This is a genomic window from Pseudomonas sp. GL-R-26 (assembly GCF_019947365.1).
Classification (GTDB): Bacteria; Pseudomonadota; Gammaproteobacteria; order Pseudomonadales; family Pseudomonadaceae; genus Aquipseudomonas.
The window spans coordinates 45,056-65,561 of sequence record NZ_JAGYGI010000003.1; the positions used below are offsets into that span (position 1 = coordinate 45,056).

Below are 20,506 nucleotides of genomic sequence, written 5' to 3' on the forward strand. Positions count from 1 at the left end.
TCTTTGAAAGAAGCACTATGCTTTGTCGTGCAGCATGCGCTGTTTTACTTCACGTTACAGACGTTTTGTTGACTGTAAAAAATCAGTAAAGCGTAACGGCGCGAAGCATAGCGCAGCACTCGTCGTATTTCCCTGCATAAAGCTGGTCAAGTGAACGACTCATCGCTAGAATTGCGCACTTTTTGATCAGAGGCGCAGTTCAAGCGCCCGTCCGTCGGTTTTGCCCTGCCCGGCAAGCGGCGTCACAAAATACCGAGGTTAGACATGTCCACCACTCCTGCGCCGGCCAATCCAAAGGTTGGCTTCGTATCCCTGGGTTGCCCCAAAGCACTGGTCGACTCCGAGCGCATCCTTACCCAGCTGCGCATGGAAGGCTATGACGTGGTGTCCACCTACCAGGACGCCGACGTCGTGGTAGTCAACACGTGCGGCTTCATCGACTCGGCCAAGGCCGAGTCCCTGGAAGTGATCGGCGAAGCCATCAAGGAAAACGGCAAGGTCATCGTGACCGGCTGCATGGGCGTCGAAGAAGGCAACATTCGCAACGTACACCCGAGCGTGCTGGCCGTGACCGGTCCGCAGCAGTACGAGCAAGTGGTCAACGCCGTGCACGAAGTCGTGCCGCCACGCCAGGACCACAACCCGCTGATCGACCTGGTGCCACCACAAGGCATCAAGCTGACCCCGCGCCACTATGCCTATCTGAAGATTTCCGAAGGCTGCAACCACAGCTGCAGCTTCTGCATCATCCCGTCGATGCGCGGCAAACTGGTCAGCCGTCCGGTGGGCGACGTGCTCGACGAGGCCCAGCGCCTGGTCAAGTCCGGTGTCAAAGAGCTGTTGGTGATCTCCCAGGACACCAGCGCCTATGGCGTCGACGTGAAGTACCGCACCGGTTTCTGGAACGGCGCGCCGGTGAAAACCCGCATGACCGAACTCTGCGAAGCCCTGAGCACCCTCGGCGTCTGGGTTCGCCTGCACTACGTTTACCCGTACCCGCACGTTGACGAGCTGATCCCGTTGATGGCCGCCGGCAAGATCCTGCCGTACCTGGACATCCCGTTCCAGCACGCCAGCCCGAAAGTGCTGAAGTCGATGAAACGCCCGGCCTTCGAAGACAAGACCCTGGCCCGTATCAAGAACTGGCGCGAAATCTGCCCGGACCTGATCATCCGTTCGACCTTCATCGTCGGCTTCCCGGGCGAGACCGAAGAAGACTTCCAGTACCTGCTGAACTGGCTGACCGAAGCCCAGCTCGACCGCGTCGGCTGCTTCCAGTACTCGCCGGTAGAAGGCGCACCGGCCAATGACCTGGACCTGGAAGTCGTCCCGGACGACGTCAAGCAGGACCGTTGGGACCGCTTCATGGCGCACCAGCAGGCCATCAGCTCGGCGCGCCTGCAAATGCGCATCGGCCGCGAGATCGAAGTGCTGGTCGATGAAGTCGACGAGCAAGGCGCGGTGGGCCGCTGCTTCTTCGATGCCCCGGAAATCGACGGCAACGTATTCATCGACAACGGCAGCAACCTCAAGCCGGGCGACAAGGTCTGGTGTAAAGTGACTGACGCCGACGAATACGACCTGTGGGCTGAACAGATCTAAACGCAAAAAATACGCAAAGCCCCGCTCTCTTGACGAGATGCGGGGCTTTTTTACGGCTATCGTTTGCACATGGAGGGATTCCTATCAACCAACGCATAAGAGGCAGACGGGCATGCGGCAGCATTCGGTCATCCACACGCCGAAACTCGGCGACTACGAAGAACTGACCCGGGTCTGGGAGGCCTCGGTACGCGCCACCCACGACTTTCTGCCGGACAGCTACATCGAACTGCTGAAAAACCTGGTGCTGACCCGCTACCTCGACTCGGTGATGCTGATCTGCACCAAGGATTCGAGCCAGCGCATCACCGGGTTCGCCGGCGTCGCGGCCGGCAAGATCGAAATGCTCTTCATCGCCCCCGACCATCGCGGCCAGGGCCTGGGCAAGAAATTGCTGCGCTATGCCCTGGAACACCTGAACGCCAATGAGCTGGACGTCAACGAACAGAACCCCCAAGCCCTCGGCTTTTACTTCAAACAGGGCTTCGAGGTGATTGGACGCTCGGAGGTCGATGGCATGGGGCAGCCGTATCCGTTGTTGCACATGCGGATGCGTCAGGATCAACAACACGCCCAACATGGCTGACACAACACATGACCAATGTGGGAGCGGGCTTGCTCGCGAAAGCGGTGTGTCAGTCGACATCTATGTTGGGTCTGCCGGCCCTTTCGCGAGCAAGCCCGCTCCCACAAAAGCCAAACAGCGTAAATGGAACCGGGATTAACCGGCGCCAGGCAGGTACAATGCCCACCCCCTTTTTGTTACGGCCCTGACATGACTGACCCGATTCGTCTCTCCAAACGCCTCATCGAACTCGTCGGCTGTTCCCGTCGGGAGGCTGAGCTGTTCATCGAGGGCGGCTGGGTCACCGTCGACGGTGTGGTCATCGACGAGCCGCAATTCAAGGTCGACACCCAGAAAGTCGAGCTTGATCCCGAAGCCAAGGCCACCGCGCCGGAACCTGTGACCCTGCTGCTCAACGTGCCCGCCGGCATGGACGCAGACACCGCCATGGCCACCCTCGGCGCCGAGACGCTGAGCGAAGAGCACCGTTACGGCAAGCGCCCGTTGCGCGGACACTTCCTGCGCCTGACCGCCAGCACCGACCTGCAGGCCAACGCCAGCGGGCTGCTGGTGTTCACCCAGGACTGGAAAATCCTGCGCAAACTCACCGCCGACTCCAGCAAGATCGAGCAAGAGTATGTGGTCGAAGTTGAAGGCGAGATGGTGGCCCACGGCCTGAACCGCTTGAACCACGGCCTGACCTACAAGGGCAAAGAGTTGCCGGCGGTCAAGGCCAGCTGGCAGAACGAGAACCGCCTGCGCTTTGCCATGAAGAACCCGCAGCCGGGCATCATCGCCCTGCTTTGCCAGGCGGTCGGCCTCAAGGTCATCGCCATCCGTCGCATCCGCATCGGCGGCGTGTCCATCGGCAAAGTGCCGGTGGGGCAATGGCGCTACCTGTCCGGCAAAGAGAAGTTCTAAGGCTTTTCTCGCCGCCACACATTTCGGCGCCGCGCCTGGCCGCGACGCCCACAGCTGAATATCAGGACTGCCCACATGATTCATAACGACGTACTGCGCAGCGTGCGCTACATGCTCGACATCAGCGACAAGAAAGTCATCGAGATCATCAAGCTCGGCGGCCTGGACGTGACCCTGCCGGACCTGCTGACCTACCTCGACAAAAAAGAGGAAGACGAGGAAGGCTTCGTACGTTGCCCGGACGAAGTCATGGCGCATTTCCTCGACGGCCTGGTGATCTTCAAGCGCGGCAAGGACGAAAGCCGTCCGCCGCAGCCGATCGAAGTGCCAGTGACCAACAACATCATCCTGAAAAAGCTGCGGGTAGCGTTCGAGCTGAAAGAAGACGACATGCACGCGATCCTCAAGGCCGCCGAGTTCCCGGTGTCCAAGCCTGAGCTGAGCGCACTGTTCCGCAAGTTCGGCCACACCAACTATCGCCCGTGCGGCGACCAGCTGCTGCGCAATTTCCTCAAGGGCCTGACCCTGCGCGTTCGCCCGCAGTAAACGCCCGCTGGCCTTGAGCTGCATGCATGCAGCTCAAGGTCGGGCCATATGTCCCCTCATTCCGCGCAAAAATAGTGGCTCCACTTCTGGCAGCTGACGACTAGGGTGTAAAGACCTCAGTTCTCAGGATTCGCCATGCATCCCTACTTCTCCCTGCAAGGCCGCACCGCCCTGGTGACCGGCGGCACCCGTGGTATCGGCAAGATGATCGCCAAGGCCTATGTCGAGGCGGGTGCCACCGTGTACGTCTGCGCCCGCGACGTCGAAGCCTGCCTGCAAACCGCTGACGAACTCGGTGCACTTGGCCGCTGCCGCGCCATCGCGGCCAACCTCGCCACCGAAGAAGGCGTCCTGCAACTGGCCACCCGCCTGGGCGAGCAGATCACTCATCTGGACATTCTGGTAAACAATGCCGGCACCACCTGGGGCGCACCGCTGGAGAGCTACCCGATCAAGGGCTGGGAGAAGGTCATGCAGCTCAACGTGACCTCGGTGTTCAACTGCATCCAGCAGTTCCTGCCCCTGCTGCGCAAGGCCGGCTCCGAAGCGAATCCGGCGCGGATCATCAACATCGGATCGGTGGCCGGGATTTCCTCCTTCGGCGAGCAGGCGTATGCCTACGGGCCGAGCAAGGCTGCGTTGCACCAACTGTCGAGGATTCTGGCGCGCGAACTGGTCAGCCAGCACATCAACGTCAACGTGATCGCTCCGGGACGGTTTCCGAGCAAGATGACCCAGCACATCGGCAACGATGAACAGGCGCTGGCGCAGGACACGGCGCTGATCCCGATGAAGCGTTGGGGTCGCGAGGAGGAGATGGCGGCGCTGGCGATCAGCCTGGCAAGTACCGCTGGAGCCTATATGACCGGGAACATCATTCCGCTGGATGGCGGGTTCAGTCTCTGAAATCGGCGGTGCGGCCTTCGCGAGCAAGTCGGATCGCCGCACCGCCGCTCCCAAAGGGCTCTCGAGCGCACACAAAATTTGTGTCCATCACAAAACCTGTGGGAGCGTGGCTTGCCCGCGATGACGGACTGACAGGCGCCACCGAGCCAAAGGCCGTGTGGGTTATCATGCCGGCCTTAATTCCGCCTCGACCCCAAACCATGACCTACAGCGTTTCCCCCATCGGCTTCGTGCGCTCCTGCTTCAAGGAGAAGTTCGCCATTCCGCGCCAACCCCAACTGGCCCCGGCTGCCCGTGGCGTGCTGGAACTGGTGGCGCCATTCGATCAAGGGGACGCGGTGCAAGGCCTGGAGCAGGTCAGTCACGTGTGGCTGCTATTCCTGTTCCACCAGGCCCTGGAGGAAAAACCTCGCTTGAAGGTTCGCCCTCCTCGCCTCGGCGGCAATAAATCCATGGGCGTGTTCGCCACCCGCGCCACCCACCGCCCCAATGGCATCGGGCAGTCGGTGGTGAAACTGGACAAGGTCGAAGCCGGCCGGTTGTGGATCTCGGGCATCGATCTGTTGGATGGCACGCCGATTCTCGATATCAAACCCTACGTGCCCTACGCCGACATCATCGATACAGCCACCAACAGCATCGCCAGCGCTGCGCCACAGCTGATTCCCGTGCAGTGGATGGACACAGCGCTGCAACAGGCTCACGAGCATGCCCAGCGCCTTGCAGAGCCCTTGGTCGAGTTGATCGAGCAATGCCTGGCGCAAGATCCACGCCCGGCCTATCAAACGCCTGCACCGGAGCGGGAGTACGGCGCGCAGTTCTGGGATGTCGATGTGCGCTGGCACTATCCGACACCGGAGCTGATCCGCGTGCTGGAAGTCATTCCCGCGAAAACCTGAACCCCGGAAACAAGAAAGCCCGCGTCACCTTCTCAGGTCACGCGGGCTTTCTTTGTGCTACGCAGCAACTGTAGGAGCTGGCTTGCCAGCGATGAACTCGAATACACCGCGTTTAACCGGTAAACACGCGTTATCGTCGACGACCATCGCGAGCAAGCTCGTTCCTACACGTGACCTGCGGTCACTTTTCGACGAACGCACGCTCGATCAGGTAATCACCCGGCTCGCGCATCCGCGGCGAAACCTTCAGGCCGAAGCTGTTCAGCACTTCGCTGGTCTCGTCGAGCATGCTCGGGCTGCCGCACAGCATGGCGCGGTCGTCCTGCGGGTTGATCGGTGGCAGACCGATGTCGCTGAACAGCTTGCCGCTGCGCATCAGGTCGGTCAGGCGACCTTCGTTCTCGAACGGCTCACGGGTCACGGTCGGGTAGTAGATCAACTTGTCACGCAGCGCGTCGCCGAAGAACTCGTTCTGCGGCAGGTGCTCGGTGATGAACTCGCGGTAAGCGACTTCGTTGACGTAACGCACGCCGTGGCACAGGATCACTTTTTCGAAACGCTCGTAGGTTTCCGGGTCCTGGATGACGCTCATGAACGGCGCCAGGCCGGTACCGGTGCTGAGCAGGTACAAATGTTTGCCAGGCTTCAAGTCATCCAGTACCAGCGTGCCGGTAGGCTTCTTGCTGATGATGATCTCGTCGCCTTCCTTCAGATGCTGCAACTGCGAAGTCAGCGGACCATCAGGCACCTTGATGCTGAAGAACTCGAGATGCTCTTCCCAGTTCGGGCTGGCAATCGAGTAAGCGCGCATAAGCGGGCGGCCGTTGGGCTGTTGCAGGCCGATCATCACGAACTGACCGTTCTCGAAGCGCAGGCCCGGATCACGGGTGCACTTGAAGCTGAACAGAGTGTCGTTCCAGTGATGAACACTGAGGACACGCTCGTGGTTCATGTTGCTCATGTACGTGGGACTCCTGGAGATTTGTCTGCGCGTGTTCGGCGCCTGCTCTGCAAAAAAGCCAGCTCTGCGCAATTGCATCGCATTCTAAAGGCAGAGACAATATCTGTTAAATGGATTATTAAGATAAGGGTTATCGGTTATATCGATATGCGATTTACTCTCCGTCAACTTCAAGTATTCGTCGCCGTCGCCCAGCAGGAAAGCGTGTCCCGTGCCGCGGGCCTGCTCAACCTCTCGCAATCGGCGGCGAGCACCTCGATCACCGAACTGGAGCGCCAGTGTAGCTGCCAGTTGTTCGACCGTGCCGGCAAACGGTTGAGCCTGAACGCCCTCGGTAAACAGCTGTTGCCGCAAGCGGTGGCGCTGCTGGACCAGGCCAAGGAAATCGAAGACCTGCTCAACGGCAAGTCCGGTTTCGGCTCGCTGGCCGTGGGCGCGACCCTGACCATCGGCAATTACCTGGCCACCTTGCTGATCGGCAGTTTCATGCAGCGCCACCCGGAAAGCCAAGTGAAGCTGCACGTGCAGAATACTGCCAATATCGTGCAGCAAGTGGCCCACTATGAAATTGATCTGGGTCTAATCGAAGGCGACTGCAGCCACCCGGACATCGAAGTGCAAAGCTGGGTCGAGGACGAACTGGTGGTGTTTTGCGCCCCTCAGCATCCGTTGGCCAAACGTGGCACGGCCACCATGGACGAGTTGAGCCACGAAGCCTGGATCTTGCGCGAACAGGGCTCAGGTACGCGATTGACCTTCGATCAAGCCATGCGCCATCACCGCACTTCGTTAAACATCCGCCTCGAGCTTGAGCACACCGAAGCGATCAAACGCGCGGTGGAATCAGGTTTGGGGATTGGCTGTATTTCCAGGCTGGCTTTGCGCGACGCATTCCGCCGTGGCAGCCTGGTGCCTGTCGAGACGCCGGATCTGGATCTGGCGCGACAGTTTTATTTCATCTGGCATAAACAAAAATATCAGACCTCGGCGATGCGCGAGTTTCTCGATCTGTGCCGCGCCTTCACTGCCGGGGTTCAGCGCAGCGACGAGATCGTACTGCCGACGATCGCTTAGAGCAGAATCACCGCCCACACCAGGGCAATCATGCTCAATGCCACGAACTGGGCGGCACTGCCCATGTCCTTGGCATTCTTGGACAGCGGGTGCCGCTCAAGGGAAATTCGATCGATGGCCGCTTCCACCGCCGAGTTGAGCAACTCGACGATCAACGCCAACAGGCATACAGCGATCAACAACGCCCGTTCGACCCGGCTGACATTCAGGAAGAACGACAAAGGAATCAGGATGACGTTGAGCAACACCAATTGCCGAAAGGCGGCTTCACCGGTGAAGGCTGCGCGCAGGCCGTCCAGCGAATAACCGGAAGCATTGAGAATACGTTTCAGGCCGGTCTGGCCTTTGAAAGGTGACATAGAGTGGGCAACTGGCAAAAAAGAAGTGGGAAAGCTAGTTCAACCAAAGTCAAAAAAGCGTGAATTTGCCAGCCTTTAATGGCTGGAAATTGACTCAAGTTGTTGCAAGAGCAGCGCGGCCTGAGTCCGGGTCCGCACATTCAGTTTACGGAAAATCGCGGTCACGTGCGCCTTGATAGTGGCCTCGGAAACGCTCAGCTCGTAGGCGATCTGCTTGTTCAGCAAGCCTTCGCAGACCATGGTCAGCACGCGGAACTGTTGCGGGGTGAGGCTGGCAAGACCTTCGCTGGCCGCCTTGGCCTCATCCGAGACGCTGACCGCTTCGAACGCCTGCGGCGGCCAGAACACATCGCCGTCAAGGACTGCACGCACGGCCTTCTGGATCACACTCAAGTCGCTGGATTTGGGAATGAAGCCACTGGCGCCGAATTCACGAGACTTGACCATGATGGTCGCCTCTTCCTGGGCCGAGACCATGACCACCGGAATCTGCGGGTACTGGCCGCGCAGCAGGACCAGCCCGGAAAAACCGTAGGCCCCTGGCATGTTCAGGTCCAGCAGCACCAGATCCCAGTCGGACTTTTCCGTCAGGCGGACTTCCAGTTCGGCGATGCTCGCCACTTCCACCAGACGGACGTCCGGGCCAAGGCCCAGGGTCAGCGCTTGATGCAAGGCACTACGAAAAAGTGGGTGGTCATCGGCAATCAGGATTTCGTATGTGGCCATTTTTCAAATGATCCTGTTTTTCATGGGACGCCCGATGAATTCGGACCTCGCCAAAGCAAGTCAAGACACAGCCACGGAGCTGCACTGACAAGGCACGCTCAACGCAAAAAACGGCGTCGAAAATTCCGACCGCACCCTAATCGGCGCCAAGCATGCCCAGCGAAGCCGGGGTGGTCAAGCAGCATGGCCGGTACACTTTATTGCAGTATTCGCGACAATCAGTCCATCAATGGGGAGACCGACCGGACATAGGGCATCAACTCGGCGTGCGCCGGGGTCGAAACGTTCATGTCCAACTGGTGTTTGGCGTCGAGGTAATGCTGGCTGAACACATCGAAATAGGCGTCCAGCGCCGAAGCGGCGGCGACATCGCCTGCAAGGTCGAGGCACAGCGCCGCCACTTCCGCGGTGCACAGATGCTCGCTGCGGGTCGAGCGGCGCAACCGGTAGCGGGAGAGCTTCTCCGGCAGCAGGCTGAGGATCGGCAATCGATCGAAATAGGGGCTCTTGCGAAAGATCTTTCGCGCTTCGGTCCAGGTCGCATCCAGCAGAATGAACAGCGGGCGCTTCGTGCCATCGACGTCAACGCTGTTTGTCACGCGCTCAGGTTCGACGTACTCACCCGGAAACACCAGGTAAGGCTGCCATTGCGGGTCGGACAACAGCGCCAGCAACTTCGGATCGGTCTCGGTGCGGGACCAGATGAAGGCATGGTTGTCAGGTACCACGTCGGCGATCAGCCAACCGGTGTTGCTCGGTTTGAACACTTCCTTATTGGTCATGATCAGGCACACGCCGGAGCGGGTAGCGACCTGCGGGCGCCATGCGCACAGGCAGTGGCTCTCGATCACCCGGCAGTCACGGCAGCGCGTCGCGCGCCAGCCGCGGGCCTGAATCGGCTTGATGCCCTCCTCCTCACGCTGATCGCGCAAGCGGGCTACGGCATTCAAGGCAAAGCGCGCGGGGGTATGACTCATAGCGGGCAACGCCCACAGAGAAGGGAAATCGACACGAAAAACACTCGATAGGGTAAAAAGTGCCAGCAGTTTACCAGACCGCCCGGCGCAAGCCTGTACCGTCCAGCCCGCCTCCCCTATAATTCGCCGCCACTGAACGCACAGCCACGTGACGGGTCCAACCCCCATCACTGAACCAGGAGAGTTTCATGCTGCGCCTTATCGTTCCTACCGCGGCCATTTTGCTGGCGTCGTCCTTCAGCGCCCAGGCTGCGTCCTTGAAAGACACGGAACTGAACAAAATGCTGCAAAACGTCGCCACCCAGAGCAGCGTCGGCACTCCTCGAGCGATCAACGAAGACATCCTTGATCAAGGCTACACCGTTGAAGGCAAACAGCTGATCAACCATCTGAGCGTGCAGAGCAGCCACGCCGACAAGATGCGTTCAGACCCGAAAGCCGTGTACTTCCAGTTGGGAGCTTCTGTCTGCCGAAACGAAGGGTTTCGCAAGCTGATGGCCAAGGGCGCGATCATGCGTTACGACTTCACCGAGGTGAAGACCAACCGCCCGGTCGGCTCCGCAAGCTTCCAGGAATCGGATTGCCTGCAACCGGCCAAGAAGAAAAAGTAATCACCTGGTATTGGCGCGCCGTTGTTCATCTTCGGCGCGCAGTTCTGCCAGCAGCGCCTGCAAGTAATGTGAACGGCGTTCGCCACCGCGCAAACGCCGGCAGCACTCCTCTTCGAGACTCAAATGATGGGTCTCGGCTGATGACTTCAGCAATCGATACAGTTGCGTATCGATCTCCAGAACGACTTTGGCCATGGTTTCCCGCCTCCCTGCACTTCACTCATGTTTGAGTGATAAATCCTTGAACCGCTTGTACCGTGCGCCTTGCCGTTGACGCAAAGTTGTCGTGTGACACCTGTAACTTAGTAAATCAGAGTGCAGCACATGCGACGTGCGTTCAGACGAGCGGTGAAAGCACCTTGCAAATCGTCAATAAGCGGTTGCCAGGAAAGACTTTGTGGCGCAATGATCAAGGCAACGCAAATCACTGTGAAGGTCTAGATTTCAGGGTATCCACCTATACTTCTTCAAGGCTGGAAAGGGGCTGGCCGTCGCTTGTCGTGTTATGCGAACGTTTCTTTTATCCAAGGGAAAACAGAGCCTGTTTGGATGATCCGATGCCTTTCGGGTCAAGTAGGTCGCCCAGGCATGGGCCTGGGCAGACAGCGACACATGAAGTGTCGTGGCACCGACTTACGTTGTCGGGCCGAGGGTTCTGTGCATAAGGAGAAGTTGAATGCCTTACCAACCGAATGACCTCCTGAGCCGTCATTTTGAAGAAAGCGGCCACGACCTCATCAGCAAGGTCGAAGAACAACTCAAGCTGATTTCACCCAACAGCCCGAACATCCCGATCTACCGCGACATGGTCCTGACCGTGCTGCGCATGGCCCAGGAAGACCACAATCGCTGGAATGCCAAAATCACCCTACAAGCCCTGCGCGAACTGGAACAGGCTTTCCGCGTGCTCGAACAATTCAAGGGGCGGCGCAAGGTCACTGTTTTCGGCTCGGCCCGTACCCCCATGGAACATCCGCTCTACAGCATGGCCCGGGAACTCGGCGCTGCGCTAGCGCGCTCGGACATGATGGTGATCACTGGCGCCGGCGGCGGCATCATGGCCGCCGCCCATGAGGGCGCAGGCCTGACACACAGCCTGGGCTTCAACATCACCCTGCCCTTCGAGCAGCATGCCAACCCCACTGTCGATGGCACGACCAACCTGTTGCCCTTCCACTTCTTCTTCACCCGCAAGCTGTTCTTCGTCAAGGAAGCCGATGCCTTGGTGCTGTGTCCGGGTGGCTTCGGTACGCTGGATGAAGCACTGGAAGTGCTGACGCTAATCCAGACCGGCAAGAGCCCATTGGTACCCGTGGTGCTGCTCGACGCGCCGGGCGGCAAGTTCTGGCAAGGCGCACTGGACTTCATTCACCAGCAACTGGAGGAAAACCACTACATCCTGCCCACTGACATGAAGCTGGTGAAACTGGTCTACAACGTCGAAGAAGCGGTAGAGCATATCAACCAGTTCTACAGCAACTTCCACTCCAGTCGCTGGCTCAAGCATCAGTTCCTGATTCGCATGAATCACACACTCAGCGACCACGCACTCGAACACATGCAGGAGGCTTTCGCCGACCTGTGCCTGAGCGATCACTTCCATCAGCGCGCTTACAGTGGTGAGGAACATGACGAAGCCGAGTTCAGCCATCTGGTGCGGCTAGTCTTCAACTTCAACGCCCGCAATCATGGACGTCTGCGCGAGCTTGTGGACTACATCAACCTGCCGGAAAACTGGGCACAATCAAAACCCCAAGTACAACAACGCACCCGGGAACCGTCAAAGGTTTCATGAGGCATAAAAAACGGCCCGCTATCGAAATAGCGGGCCGTTTCAGTTCAATCATCCATTCCTCGACCACTGAAGAGGCGGTTGATCATTTCCATGGAGTATCCCCGATACGCCAGGAACCTGCCTTGCTTGGCTCGCTCCCGGGCGTCTGCCGGCAATTGCCCGGAGAACTTGCGCCGCCAGGTATCGATCAATTGCTCCTGCCAGTCGAAACCGCTCTCACGCAGGGCGAGTTCAATATCGGTGCGCTGCAGGCCGCGCTGGCCCAACTCTTCACGAATGCGTAAAGGGCCATAACCGGAACGGGCGCGGTAGGAAACGAAACTTTCGAGGTAACGGCTTTCGGACAACAACCCCTCTTCCGTCAACCGGTCGAGTGCTGTTTCGATCATTTCAGGAATGGCGCCGCGCTGACGCAGTTTACGCGTCAGCTCGACACGACCGTGCTCGCGCCGTGCGAGCAGGTCCATTGCAGTTCGCCGCACCGCGACGAGTGTATCGAGTACGGCGGTCATCGCTTCGATCAGATATCAGCGTCAGCCAGGTCGTCTTCGGTCTCTTTGACCGCAGAAGCTTTGGCGTCTGCTACCGACGAAGGGGACAGCAGCTTGTCACGCAGTTGCTTCTCCAGCTTTGCCGCGACTTCCGGGTTGTCTGCCAGGAACTTGGCCGAGTTGGCCTTGCCCTGACCGATCTTGGTGCCTTCATAGGCATACCAGGCACCGGACTTCTCGACGAAACCGTGCAGAACACCCAGGTCGATCATCTCACCGTTGAGGTAGATGCCCTTGCCGTAAAGAATCTGGAACTCGGCCTGACGGAACGGCGAAGCCACCTTGTTCTTCACAACCTTGACGCGGGTTTCGCTACCGACGACTTCATCACCTTCTTTCACCGCGCCAGTGCGGCGGATGTCCAGACGAACCGATGCGTAGAACTTCAGTGCGTTACCACCGGTGGTGGTTTCCGGGCTACCGAACATCACGCCGATTTTCATACGGATCTGGTTGATGAAGATCACCAGGCAGTTGGCGTTCTTGATGTTACCGGTGATTTTACGTAGCGCCTGGGACATCAGACGGGCTTGCAAGCCCACATGCATGTCACCCATTTCGCCTTCGATTTCAGCCTTTGGCACCAGGGCGGCCACGGAGTCGACGATGATCACGTCAACCGCGTTGGAACGCACCAGCATGTCGGTGATTTCCAGGGCCTGTTCGCCGGTGTCCGGCTGGGAAACCAGCAGGTCGTCGACGTTGACGCCCAGCTTGCCGGCGTACTCAGGGTCGAGGGCGTGTTCGGCGTCGACGAATGCGCAGGTCGCGCCGGCTTTTTGAGCCTGGGCGATCACGGACAAGGTCAGCGTCGTTTTACCGGAAGATTCAGGACCGTAGATTTCAACGATACGGCCTTTTGGCAGACCGCCGATGCCGAGAGCAATGTCCAGACCCAGAGAGCCAGTGGAGATGGCCGGGATCGCCTGACGGTCCTGATCGCCCATACGCATTACGGCACCCTTGCCGAATTGACGTTCGATCTGACCCAGGGCCGCAGCCAAGGCTTTCTTCTTGTTGTCGTCCATTAAAGTCCTCACGTAATCAATAAGGCCTGACGGCCAACACCTGTATAAGTAGCCAGTATTATTCCACAGCGATTCCGGATCGCCTACCCCTGATTTGAGATTTCTGCCGCGGCATACCGCAGCAGCCCCTCTAGCGCGGCCCTCACCGTTTGTCGGCGGACGTCGTCGCGATTACCCGGGAAGTGCTGCCGCTCACAGAACACCTGGTCTCCAACGCCCCAGGCCAGCCATACCGTGCCAACCGGCTTGTTCGCCGTTCCACCATCCGGCCCGGCGATGCCACTGACCGCCACGGAGAAATACGCGCTGTTTTTCTTCTGCGCCCCCCGCACCATGGCCTCGACCACCTCGCGACTGACCGCGCCCACGGTGGTGAACAATTCCACCGGGACATCCAGTTGCAGGGTTTTCTGCCGGTTGGAGTAGGTGACATAACCGGCCTCGAACCAGGCCGAACTCCCGGGGATACGGGTGATTGCCTCGGCGATGCCTCCGCCGGTGCAGGACTCCGCCGTGGTGACGTGGGCATTGAGAACCTGCAGGCGTCTGCCGAGTTCGGCGGCGAGCTGGGTGATTTCGTTCACGGTCATCTCCTGATCGGGCGGGATGAGGTTAACCGTACACGAGCAGACCGCACTTGCAAGCAACAGGAGCGATCAAAATGTAAAGAACCAAAGGCTCTGGAAAAGGCCTGTCGGGGAATCAATCTTCGGCGTCACCGGACGGGGCATGACCGACCCCCATACGCTTGGCCACCCAACGCTCATACAACCCCAGAACTACTTCTGTCCCGGCCATCGCCGCTAAACAACCACCCGCACAGGCAGCCCAAATGGAAACATTGGCGGCGTGCAGCAGCATGATGACCGAGGCGCCGCAGATCATGCTGGAGCCAGATCGCAGGCTCAGGCGTCGGACAAGGAGCCAGCCACGAACGCCCTCTTTATCGGCACGCCACATTTCACCAGTAACGCCACCGAGTATTGGCAGACTGATGACCAGCCACAGAGGCATGTCCAGCAACGCATATTGCTCAGCGGTCATTTCATGCCTCCTTGAGTGAACGGTCACACCGCGTTCTTGCCTAGATAGGCAAGCAGGTTATGCATCAATGCATATTTAGTCAATGCGTTAACGCATTGAAAAGATGATCCAATGTTTTCAGCACGCGAAAAAAACCCGCTCGGGAAGCGGGTTCTATCTGAACGCAGGGAGTGTTAGCGGGCGTACATACCCCACCAGAAAACATGCCCCAGGATAACAATCGGCTCCTCCTGGACTTCCTGAAAGGTGTAATCTTCGTCCGGATGCTCATCACGATTGAAGCTGCGCAAACGAATCCCGGTCGGCAGGCGATACAGCTGCTTCACCCGCAATTGGCCGTTGTGATTGATTGCATAAAGGTCGCCATCAACGATATCGCCAATGCCACACTTGCCGGCATTGACCCCGACCGTGGCGCCATCGCGCAGTACCGGCAACATGCTGTTGCCCCGCACTGTCACGCACTTGGCCTGGTCGAACTGCACGCCATTATGGCGCAGGCTTCGCTTGCCGAAGCGCAGGCTAGAGCGCTCGCTCTCCTCGATAACGAATCTTCCTGATCCTGCAGCCAATTCAACCTCGCGAAGAAAGGGGACCGACACCTCGTCGTCATCGACAGGGGTATCGTCATCCCACAGACTTATATCCTTGAGTTCCGAATGCACTGGAGCGCGCCCGGCATTAGCGGCAGACGAGACGTCCGCGCGGCCACGCAACTGGTCGGTACTCAAGGAGAAATACTCGGCGATCTTCGAAATATGTTTATCCGAAGGATCGACGATCTTCCCGCTGAGAATGCGCGAGAGCGTGGATTGAGGCACGCCGGTGCGACGGTGAAGCTCCGTGGGGGAGATCCCGTGCTGATCGAGCAATGCTCTTAATACGGTAGATACGTTGCGTTTATGCATAACCCGCATAGTGCTTGGTCTTCTCAAAGAAGACAATGCCGATTTGCATAATCGGTGCATAACATGATTTTTGCATCGTAAAAGATGTCACCCGGCCGTGGCGCCTGCGTTGGGTAGACCGCCCATGGTAACCTTGCGCCCATCGCGGAAAAGCCCGGCCGTAGCCCCGCTTTTGCCCCACCTCTTTCAACGAGCTTCCCGACAATCCGATGAATAAAGCCGTCTCCGACCTGTCCTCCCACACCCCGATGATGCAGCAGTACTGGCGCCTGAAAAACCAGCACCCGGATCAGCTGATGTTCTACCGCATGGGCGACTTCTACGAGATCTTCTATGAAGACGCGAAGAAGGCCGCCAAGTTGCTGGACATCACCCTGACGGCCCGCGGGCAGTCGGCTGGCCAGGCGATTCCGATGTGCGGGATTCCTTACCACGCCGCCGAGGGTTACCTGGCAAAGCTGGTGAAGCTTGGCGAATCGGTGGTGATCTGCGAGCAGGTCGGCGACCCGGCCACCAGCAAAGGGCCGGTGGAGCGGCAGGTCGTGCGCATCATCACGCCGGGGACGGTGAGTGACGAGGCGTTGCTCGACGAGCGTCGGGACAACCTGATCGCCGCCGTCCTGGGCGATGAGCGCCTGTTCGGCCTGGCGGTGCTGGACATCACCAGCGGCAACTTCAGCGTGCTGGAAATCAAGGGTTGGGAAAACCTGCTGGCGGAACTGGAGCGGGTCAACCCGGTGGAGTTGCTGATCCCGGATGACTGGCCCAAGGACTTGCCGGCGGAAAAACGCCGTGGTGTGCGTCGCCGTGCGCCGTGGGATTTCGAGCGCGACTCGGCGCTCAAAAGCCTGTGCCAGCAATTCTCGACTCAGGATCTCAAGGGCTTTGGCTGCGAAAACCTGACCCTGGCGATCGGCTCCGCCGGTTGCCTGCTGGCCTACGCCAAGGAAACCCAGCGCACCGCCCTGCCTCATTTGCGCAGCCTGCGTCATGAGCGCCTGGACGACACCGTGGTGCTCGATGGCGCCAGCCGTCGCAACCTGGAGCTCGACACCAACCTGGCCGGGGGGCGCGACAACACCCTGCAATCGGTGGTGGACCGCTGCCAGACCGCCATGGGCAGCCGCTTGCTGACCCGCTGGCTGAATCGCCCGTTGCGCGATTTGACGGTGCTGTTGGCGCGTCAGACTTCGATCACTTGCCTGCTCGACGGTTACCGCTTCGAAAGGCTGCAACCGCAGCTCAAGGAAATCGGCGACATCGAGCGAATTCTTGCGCGGATCGGCCTGCGTAATGCCCGCCCCCGCGACCTCGCCCGCTTGCGTGACGCCCTCGGCGCACTGCCGGAATTGCAAGTGGCAATGACGGAGCTCGAAGCCCCGCATCTCCAGCAACTCGCCACCATCACCAGCACCTACCCGGAACTGGCGGCATTGCTGGAAAAAGCCATCATCGACAACCCGCCCGCCGTCATTCGTGATGGCGGCGTGCTGAAAACCGGCTACGACAGCGAACTCGACGAACTGCAGTCGCTGAGCGAAAACGCCGGGCAATTCCTGATCGACCTTGAAGCACGGGAAAAGGCCCGCACCGGCCTGTCGCACCTGAAGGTCGGTTACAACCGCATCCACGGCTACTTCATCGAGCTTCCAAGCAAGCAGGCGGAATCAGCACCGGCCGACTACATTCGCCGCCAGACGCTCAAAGGCGCCGAGCGTTTCATTACGCCGGAACTCAAGGCGTTCGAAGACAAGGCACTGTCAGCCAAGAGCCGTGCCCTGGCCCGCGAGAAGATGCTGTACGAAGCACTGCTCGAAGACCTGATCAGCCAGCTGCCACCGCTGCAGGACACCGCCGGCGCCCTGGCCGAGCTGGACGTCTTGAGCAACCTGGCCGAACGTGCGCTGAACCTCGACCTGAACTGCCCGCGCTTCGTCAGTGAACCGTGCATGCGCATCACTCAAGGTCGCCACCCGGTGGTCGAACAAGTGCTGACCACGCCGTTCGTGGCCAACGACCTGAGCCTGGACGACAACACCCGCATGCTGGTGATCACCGGTCCGAACATGGGCGGTAAATCCACCTACATGCGTCAGACCGCCTTGATCGTGCTCCTGGCCCACATCGGCAGCTTCGTGCCGGCAGCCAGTTGCGAACTGTCGTTGGTCGACCGCATCTTCACCCGGATCGGCTCCAGCGATGACCTGGCCGGCGGGCGTTCGACCTTCATGGTGGAAATGAGCGAAACCGCGAACATCCTGCACAACGCCACCGAGCGCAGCCTGGTGCTGATGGACGAAGTCGGGCGCGGCACCAGCACCTTCGACGGTCTGTCCCTGGCATGGGCCGCTGCCGAGCGCCTGGCGCATCTGCGTGCATACACGCTGTTCGCCACCCACTACTTTGAACTGACCGTCCTGCCGGAAGCACAGCCGCTGGTGGCCAACGTGCACCTCAATGCCACCGAGCACAACGAGCGCATCGTGTTCCTGCACCACGTGCTGCCAGGGCCGGCCAGCCAGAGTTATGGCCTGGCCGTTGCGCAACTGGCAGGCGTACCGAGCGAAGTCATCACCCGCGCTCGAGAGCATCTGAGCCGCCTGGAAGACACCGCCCTGCCCCATGAAACACCGGCACCAGCCAAAGGCAAACCGGCGGCTCCGCAGCAAAGCGATCTGTTTGCCAGCCTGCCGCACCCGGTGCTGGATGACTTGGCCAAGCTCGACCTGGACAACATGACGCCACGTCGTGCTCTCGAAATGCTCTATACACTAAAGACACGGATCTAACGCAGCGGCTTGCAAGCTGTTAGAATCTCGCGCGGTTTGGGATGCTGCTGGCTAATAGCCTGGCCAGCAGACTATCGCTCCCGAACCTGGCGACCCCTACGAGAAGGGGCGCAGCAAGCCGCGCCTGAGGAGAAAATTAGAAATGACCTTCGTCGTCACCGACAACTGCATCAAGTGCAAGTACACCGACTGCGTAGAAGTCTGTCCGGTGGACTGCTTTTACGAAGGCCCGAATTTCCTGGTGATCCACCCGGATGAGTGCATCGATTGCGCGCTGTGCGAACCTGAATGCCCTGCTGTAGCTATCTTCTCCGAAGATGAGGTTCCGGCCGGCATGGAGAACTTCATCGAACTGAACGCTGAGTTGGCCGATATCTGGCCGAACATCACCGAGAAGAAAGATTCGATGCCTGATGCAGAAGACTTTGATCGCATCATCAACAAATCTGTAGGCAGCAAGATCGCAGACCTCGAACGCTGATTACCCCCGCGTTCGCGAAAAAGGCCCCACAAGGGCCTTTTTGCTTTTCTGCAGGCAAAAAAAGGGGCGGTTTGACCCGCCCACATTTTTTCCCTATTCCCTGTGTTCCTTTTCATCGTCCTGATGAATCGCGTCCTGCGATATCCATATCCTTCATCCATGAAGGACGTGTCTGTCCGTCGACACAAGCTGAATATTAGAGTTTTCCCCTGCGGGATCAATCGCCCCTTGGTACGAACTCTAACTGTCACACGTCTTTAATAATAAAAAATATCTATATAAATCAATAAGATATAGTAACAAAGCGCTCAGCATGGACGACTGCCAGGGTGTAAAAATAACGAACACTTACGCAACAGTAAGCCTAGGCTTACAGCACGGAACCAAAATCCCGAGGGGACTCGACCTCCTGGCCAGGCAATAAATGTATGCTCAGCCCATCTCCTGCAACCCCATAGGCTGTTTTCGGTAAAGCTGGCTTGCGCTAATGTATCCGGGCTCGTTGTGAGCGTTGCTGTAACAACGCTCGGCCCTCGATGAGTAGCCGCTCCCGACTGTCCTGAAAAAACCCTCAGCCTCTAAAGCTGATTTTATTGCCAGGTTCTCAGTCGGGCCGTTTGCCGTTTACTGTCATCAGTCAGTGACGTCGCAAAAGCCGGTGGCAAAGCTGTACGTTCAAGCGTTCGGATGTTGGTCGTACTGGCCGCCTTTGGCCAGTACCGCCCACACGATTCGCGCCAGTTTGTTCGCCAGCGCGCACGCGACGACATTGGAGTGGCGACGCGTCAGCAGCTCTCGAACCCAAGGTCCAAGGGCGTCTTCACGCTTGTCGATATGTTGCATGATGGCCCGCGCACCCTGCACCAGTAGCCGGCGTATGTGCTTATCGCCGCGTTTTGTAATCCCCAGCAGCACTGTCTTTCCGCCGGTTGAATGCTGCTTCGGCACCAACCCCAACGAAGCCGCGAAATCACGTCCACTGCGATAATTCGATGCGTCCCCTATATCCGCCAGCAGCGCGCTGGCAGTAATCGGGCCGATGCCTGGAATACTCTGCAAGCGACGCGCGGCATCGTCTTCTTCCAACTGCTGCTTCAAGTCGGACTCGATGTCCTTGATTTCATCATTAAGCTGTTGGATTTGATAATAGAGGCGCATCACCAGGCCCTTGAGGCGCAATGGAACCGGGTGTTGTGGGTCATCCAGCAACGCTGGCACGCGGTGCAACGCAGTGACCCCAATAGGCAGGCTGATCCCGAACTCCAACAGAAAACCGTGGATCTGATTAGTCGCCTCGGTGCGATGGCCAATCAATGAATCACGAACACGGTGCAGGGCTGAAAGCGTTTGCTGCTCTTCGGTTTTGATCGAGCAGAAGCGCATCGCGGGGCGGCTCGCCGCCTCGCAAATCGCTTCGGCATCAATGAAGTCGTTTTTGTTGCCTTTGACGAACGGTTTGACGTACTGCGGGGCGATCAGCTTCACCTCGTGGCCCAATGCACCGATCTGTCGAGCCAGCCAGTGGGCGCCGCCGCAGGACTCCATCACCACCGTGCAGGCTGGCAGTTGGGCCAATGTGCTGAGCAACTGGCTGCGGTTGGTTTTTTTGCGCAATACCTGATGGCCTCTGGCGTCCTGGCCATGCAGGTGGAAACTGTGTTTGCCAATGTCGATACCGAGAAGTGTCATCGTGTTCATGAGAGATCCTCCGCCCGAAAACGAGAAAAGCCCTGCAAGCGTAAACCTGCAGGGCTTCTCGGTCA

At 58.9% G+C, this 20,506-nt stretch carries 22 protein-coding genes; 11 read left to right on the forward strand and 11 right to left on the reverse strand.

Annotated features, from left to right (window positions below; genetic code table 11):
* The first annotated feature begins 264 nt into the window (after positions 1–264).
* From rimO to tsaA, 6 genes are all read left to right on the forward strand, one after another.
* Positions 265–1,602, forward strand: coding sequence for a 30S ribosomal protein S12 methylthiotransferase RimO (rimO, locus tag KGA96_RS04950; RefSeq protein WP_034146797.1), 1,338 nt, complete (start codon positions 265–267; stop codon positions 1,600–1,602).
* Positions 1,603–1,714: 112 nt separating this feature from the next.
* Positions 1,715–2,188, forward strand: a complete 474-nt coding sequence (locus tag KGA96_RS04955) for a GNAT family N-acetyltransferase (protein WP_046041188.1) — start codon at positions 1,715–1,717, stop codon at positions 2,186–2,188.
* Positions 2,189–2,377: 189 nt separating this feature from the next.
* Complete coding sequence (locus tag KGA96_RS04960; protein WP_046041187.1) at positions 2,378–3,088, forward strand: rRNA pseudouridine synthase; 711 nt, start codon at positions 2,378–2,380, stop codon at positions 3,086–3,088.
* Between the two features lie 75 nt (positions 3,089–3,163).
* Positions 3,164–3,634: a DUF1456 family protein gene (locus tag KGA96_RS04965; RefSeq protein WP_046041186.1), complete on the forward strand. Its 471-nt coding sequence runs from the start codon at positions 3,164–3,166 to the stop codon at positions 3,632–3,634.
* Positions 3,635–3,769: 135 nt separating this feature from the next.
* Positions 3,770–4,540 carry an SDR family oxidoreductase gene (locus KGA96_RS04970; protein ID WP_008054102.1) on the forward strand — a complete coding sequence of 257 codons (771 nt, stop codon included), beginning with the start codon at positions 3,770–3,772 and terminating at the stop codon, positions 4,538–4,540.
* Positions 4,541–4,740: 200 nt separating this feature from the next.
* Positions 4,741–5,439 carry a tRNA (N6-threonylcarbamoyladenosine(37)-N6)-methyltransferase TrmO gene (gene tsaA, locus KGA96_RS04975; protein WP_046041184.1) on the forward strand — a complete coding sequence of 233 codons (699 nt, stop codon included), beginning with the start codon at positions 4,741–4,743 and terminating at the stop codon, positions 5,437–5,439.
* Between the two features lie 181 nt (positions 5,440–5,620).
* Here tsaA and fpr read toward each other — a convergent pair whose 3' ends face one another.
* Positions 5,621–6,400, reverse strand: coding sequence for a ferredoxin-NADP reductase (gene fpr / locus KGA96_RS04980; protein WP_008054100.1), 780 nt, complete (start codon positions 6,398–6,400; stop codon positions 5,621–5,623).
* Positions 6,401–6,547: 147 nt separating this feature from the next.
* On the opposite strand from fpr, the gene KGA96_RS04985 reads away from it, so the two are divergent.
* Entirely contained in the window at positions 6,548–7,474 is a 927-nt protein-coding gene (locus tag KGA96_RS04985; protein WP_046041182.1) for a LysR family transcriptional regulator, read from the forward strand.
* Here KGA96_RS04985 and KGA96_RS04990 read toward each other — a convergent pair.
* The 3 genes from KGA96_RS04990 to KGA96_RS05000 form a co-directional block, all read right to left on the reverse strand.
* Positions 7,471–7,833 (reverse strand): diacylglycerol kinase, encoded by a 363-nt coding sequence (locus tag KGA96_RS04990; RefSeq protein WP_007996906.1) that lies wholly within the window; start codon positions 7,831–7,833, stop codon positions 7,471–7,473. The two genes, KGA96_RS04985 and KGA96_RS04990, sit on opposite strands and share 4 nt — an antisense overlap.
* Positions 7,834–7,908: 75 nt before the next feature.
* On the reverse strand, positions 7,909–8,559 hold the full coding sequence (gene erdR / locus KGA96_RS04995; protein ID WP_046041180.1) for a response regulator transcription factor ErdR: 651 nt from the start codon (positions 8,557–8,559) through the stop codon (positions 7,909–7,911).
* Positions 8,560–8,777: 218 nt separating this feature from the next.
* Complete coding sequence (locus tag KGA96_RS05000; protein WP_046041179.1) at positions 8,778–9,536, reverse strand: tRNA-uridine aminocarboxypropyltransferase; 759 nt, start codon at positions 9,534–9,536, stop codon at positions 8,778–8,780.
* Between the two features lie 188 nt (positions 9,537–9,724).
* Between KGA96_RS05000 and KGA96_RS05005 the strand changes: the two genes are divergently transcribed.
* Positions 9,725–10,147 carry a PA3611 family quorum-sensing-regulated virulence factor gene (locus tag KGA96_RS05005; protein WP_046041178.1) on the forward strand — a complete coding sequence of 141 codons (423 nt, stop codon included), beginning with the start codon at positions 9,725–9,727 and terminating at the stop codon, positions 10,145–10,147.
* Here KGA96_RS05005 and KGA96_RS05010 read toward each other — a convergent pair whose 3' ends face one another.
* The gene (locus KGA96_RS05010) at positions 10,148–10,342 is read right to left on the reverse strand and encodes a hypothetical protein (protein ID WP_223466560.1); all 195 of its coding nucleotides are present in this window, start codon (positions 10,340–10,342) and stop codon (positions 10,148–10,150) included. It abuts the gene before it with no gap.
* A 481-nt stretch (positions 10,343–10,823) separates the two neighbouring features.
* Between KGA96_RS05010 and KGA96_RS05015 the strand changes: the two genes are divergently transcribed.
* Complete coding sequence (locus KGA96_RS05015; protein ID WP_223511898.1) at positions 10,824–11,942, forward strand: TIGR00730 family Rossman fold protein; 1,119 nt, start codon at positions 10,824–10,826, stop codon at positions 11,940–11,942.
* 44 nt (positions 11,943–11,986) lie between these two features.
* Here the strand turns inward: KGA96_RS05015 and recX are convergent, their stop codons facing one another.
* The 5 genes from recX to KGA96_RS05040 form a co-directional block, all read right to left on the reverse strand.
* Positions 11,987–12,454 carry a recombination regulator RecX gene (gene recX / locus KGA96_RS05020; protein ID WP_046041173.1) on the reverse strand — a complete coding sequence of 156 codons (468 nt, stop codon included), beginning with the start codon at positions 12,452–12,454 and terminating at the stop codon, positions 11,987–11,989.
* An 8-nt stretch (positions 12,455–12,462) separates the two neighbouring features.
* Positions 12,463–13,521 (reverse strand): recombinase RecA, encoded by a 1,059-nt coding sequence (gene recA / locus KGA96_RS05025; RefSeq protein ID WP_046041172.1) that lies wholly within the window; start codon positions 13,519–13,521, stop codon positions 12,463–12,465.
* Between the two features lie 83 nt (positions 13,522–13,604).
* On the reverse strand, positions 13,605–14,105 hold the full coding sequence (locus tag KGA96_RS05030; protein ID WP_046041286.1) for a CinA family protein: 501 nt from the start codon (positions 14,103–14,105) through the stop codon (positions 13,605–13,607).
* A gap of 118 nt (positions 14,106–14,223) precedes the next feature.
* The gene (locus tag KGA96_RS05035; RefSeq protein WP_046041171.1) at positions 14,224–14,565 is read right to left on the reverse strand and encodes a phage holin family protein; all 342 of its coding nucleotides are present in this window, start codon (positions 14,563–14,565) and stop codon (positions 14,224–14,226) included.
* A gap of 173 nt (positions 14,566–14,738) precedes the next feature.
* Positions 14,739–15,473, reverse strand: a complete 735-nt coding sequence (locus KGA96_RS05040) for a helix-turn-helix transcriptional regulator (RefSeq protein WP_046041284.1) — start codon at positions 15,471–15,473, stop codon at positions 14,739–14,741.
* Positions 15,474–15,682: 209 nt separating this feature from the next.
* Between KGA96_RS05040 and mutS the strand changes: the two genes are divergently transcribed.
* Positions 15,683–18,262 (forward strand): DNA mismatch repair protein MutS, encoded by a 2,580-nt coding sequence (gene mutS, locus KGA96_RS05045; RefSeq protein WP_223511900.1) that lies wholly within the window; start codon positions 15,683–15,685, stop codon positions 18,260–18,262.
* 142 nt (positions 18,263–18,404) lie between these two features.
* The gene (gene fdxA, locus KGA96_RS05050) at positions 18,405–18,743 is read left to right on the forward strand and encodes a ferredoxin FdxA (RefSeq protein ID WP_046041167.1); all 339 of its coding nucleotides are present in this window, start codon (positions 18,405–18,407) and stop codon (positions 18,741–18,743) included.
* Positions 18,744–19,418: 675 nt separating this feature from the next.
* Here fdxA and KGA96_RS05055 read toward each other — a convergent pair.
* Positions 19,419–20,441: an IS110 family transposase gene (locus KGA96_RS05055; RefSeq protein ID WP_223512026.1), complete on the reverse strand. Its 1,023-nt coding sequence runs from the start codon at positions 20,439–20,441 to the stop codon at positions 19,419–19,421.
* Positions 20,442–20,506: the final 65 nt, after the last annotated feature.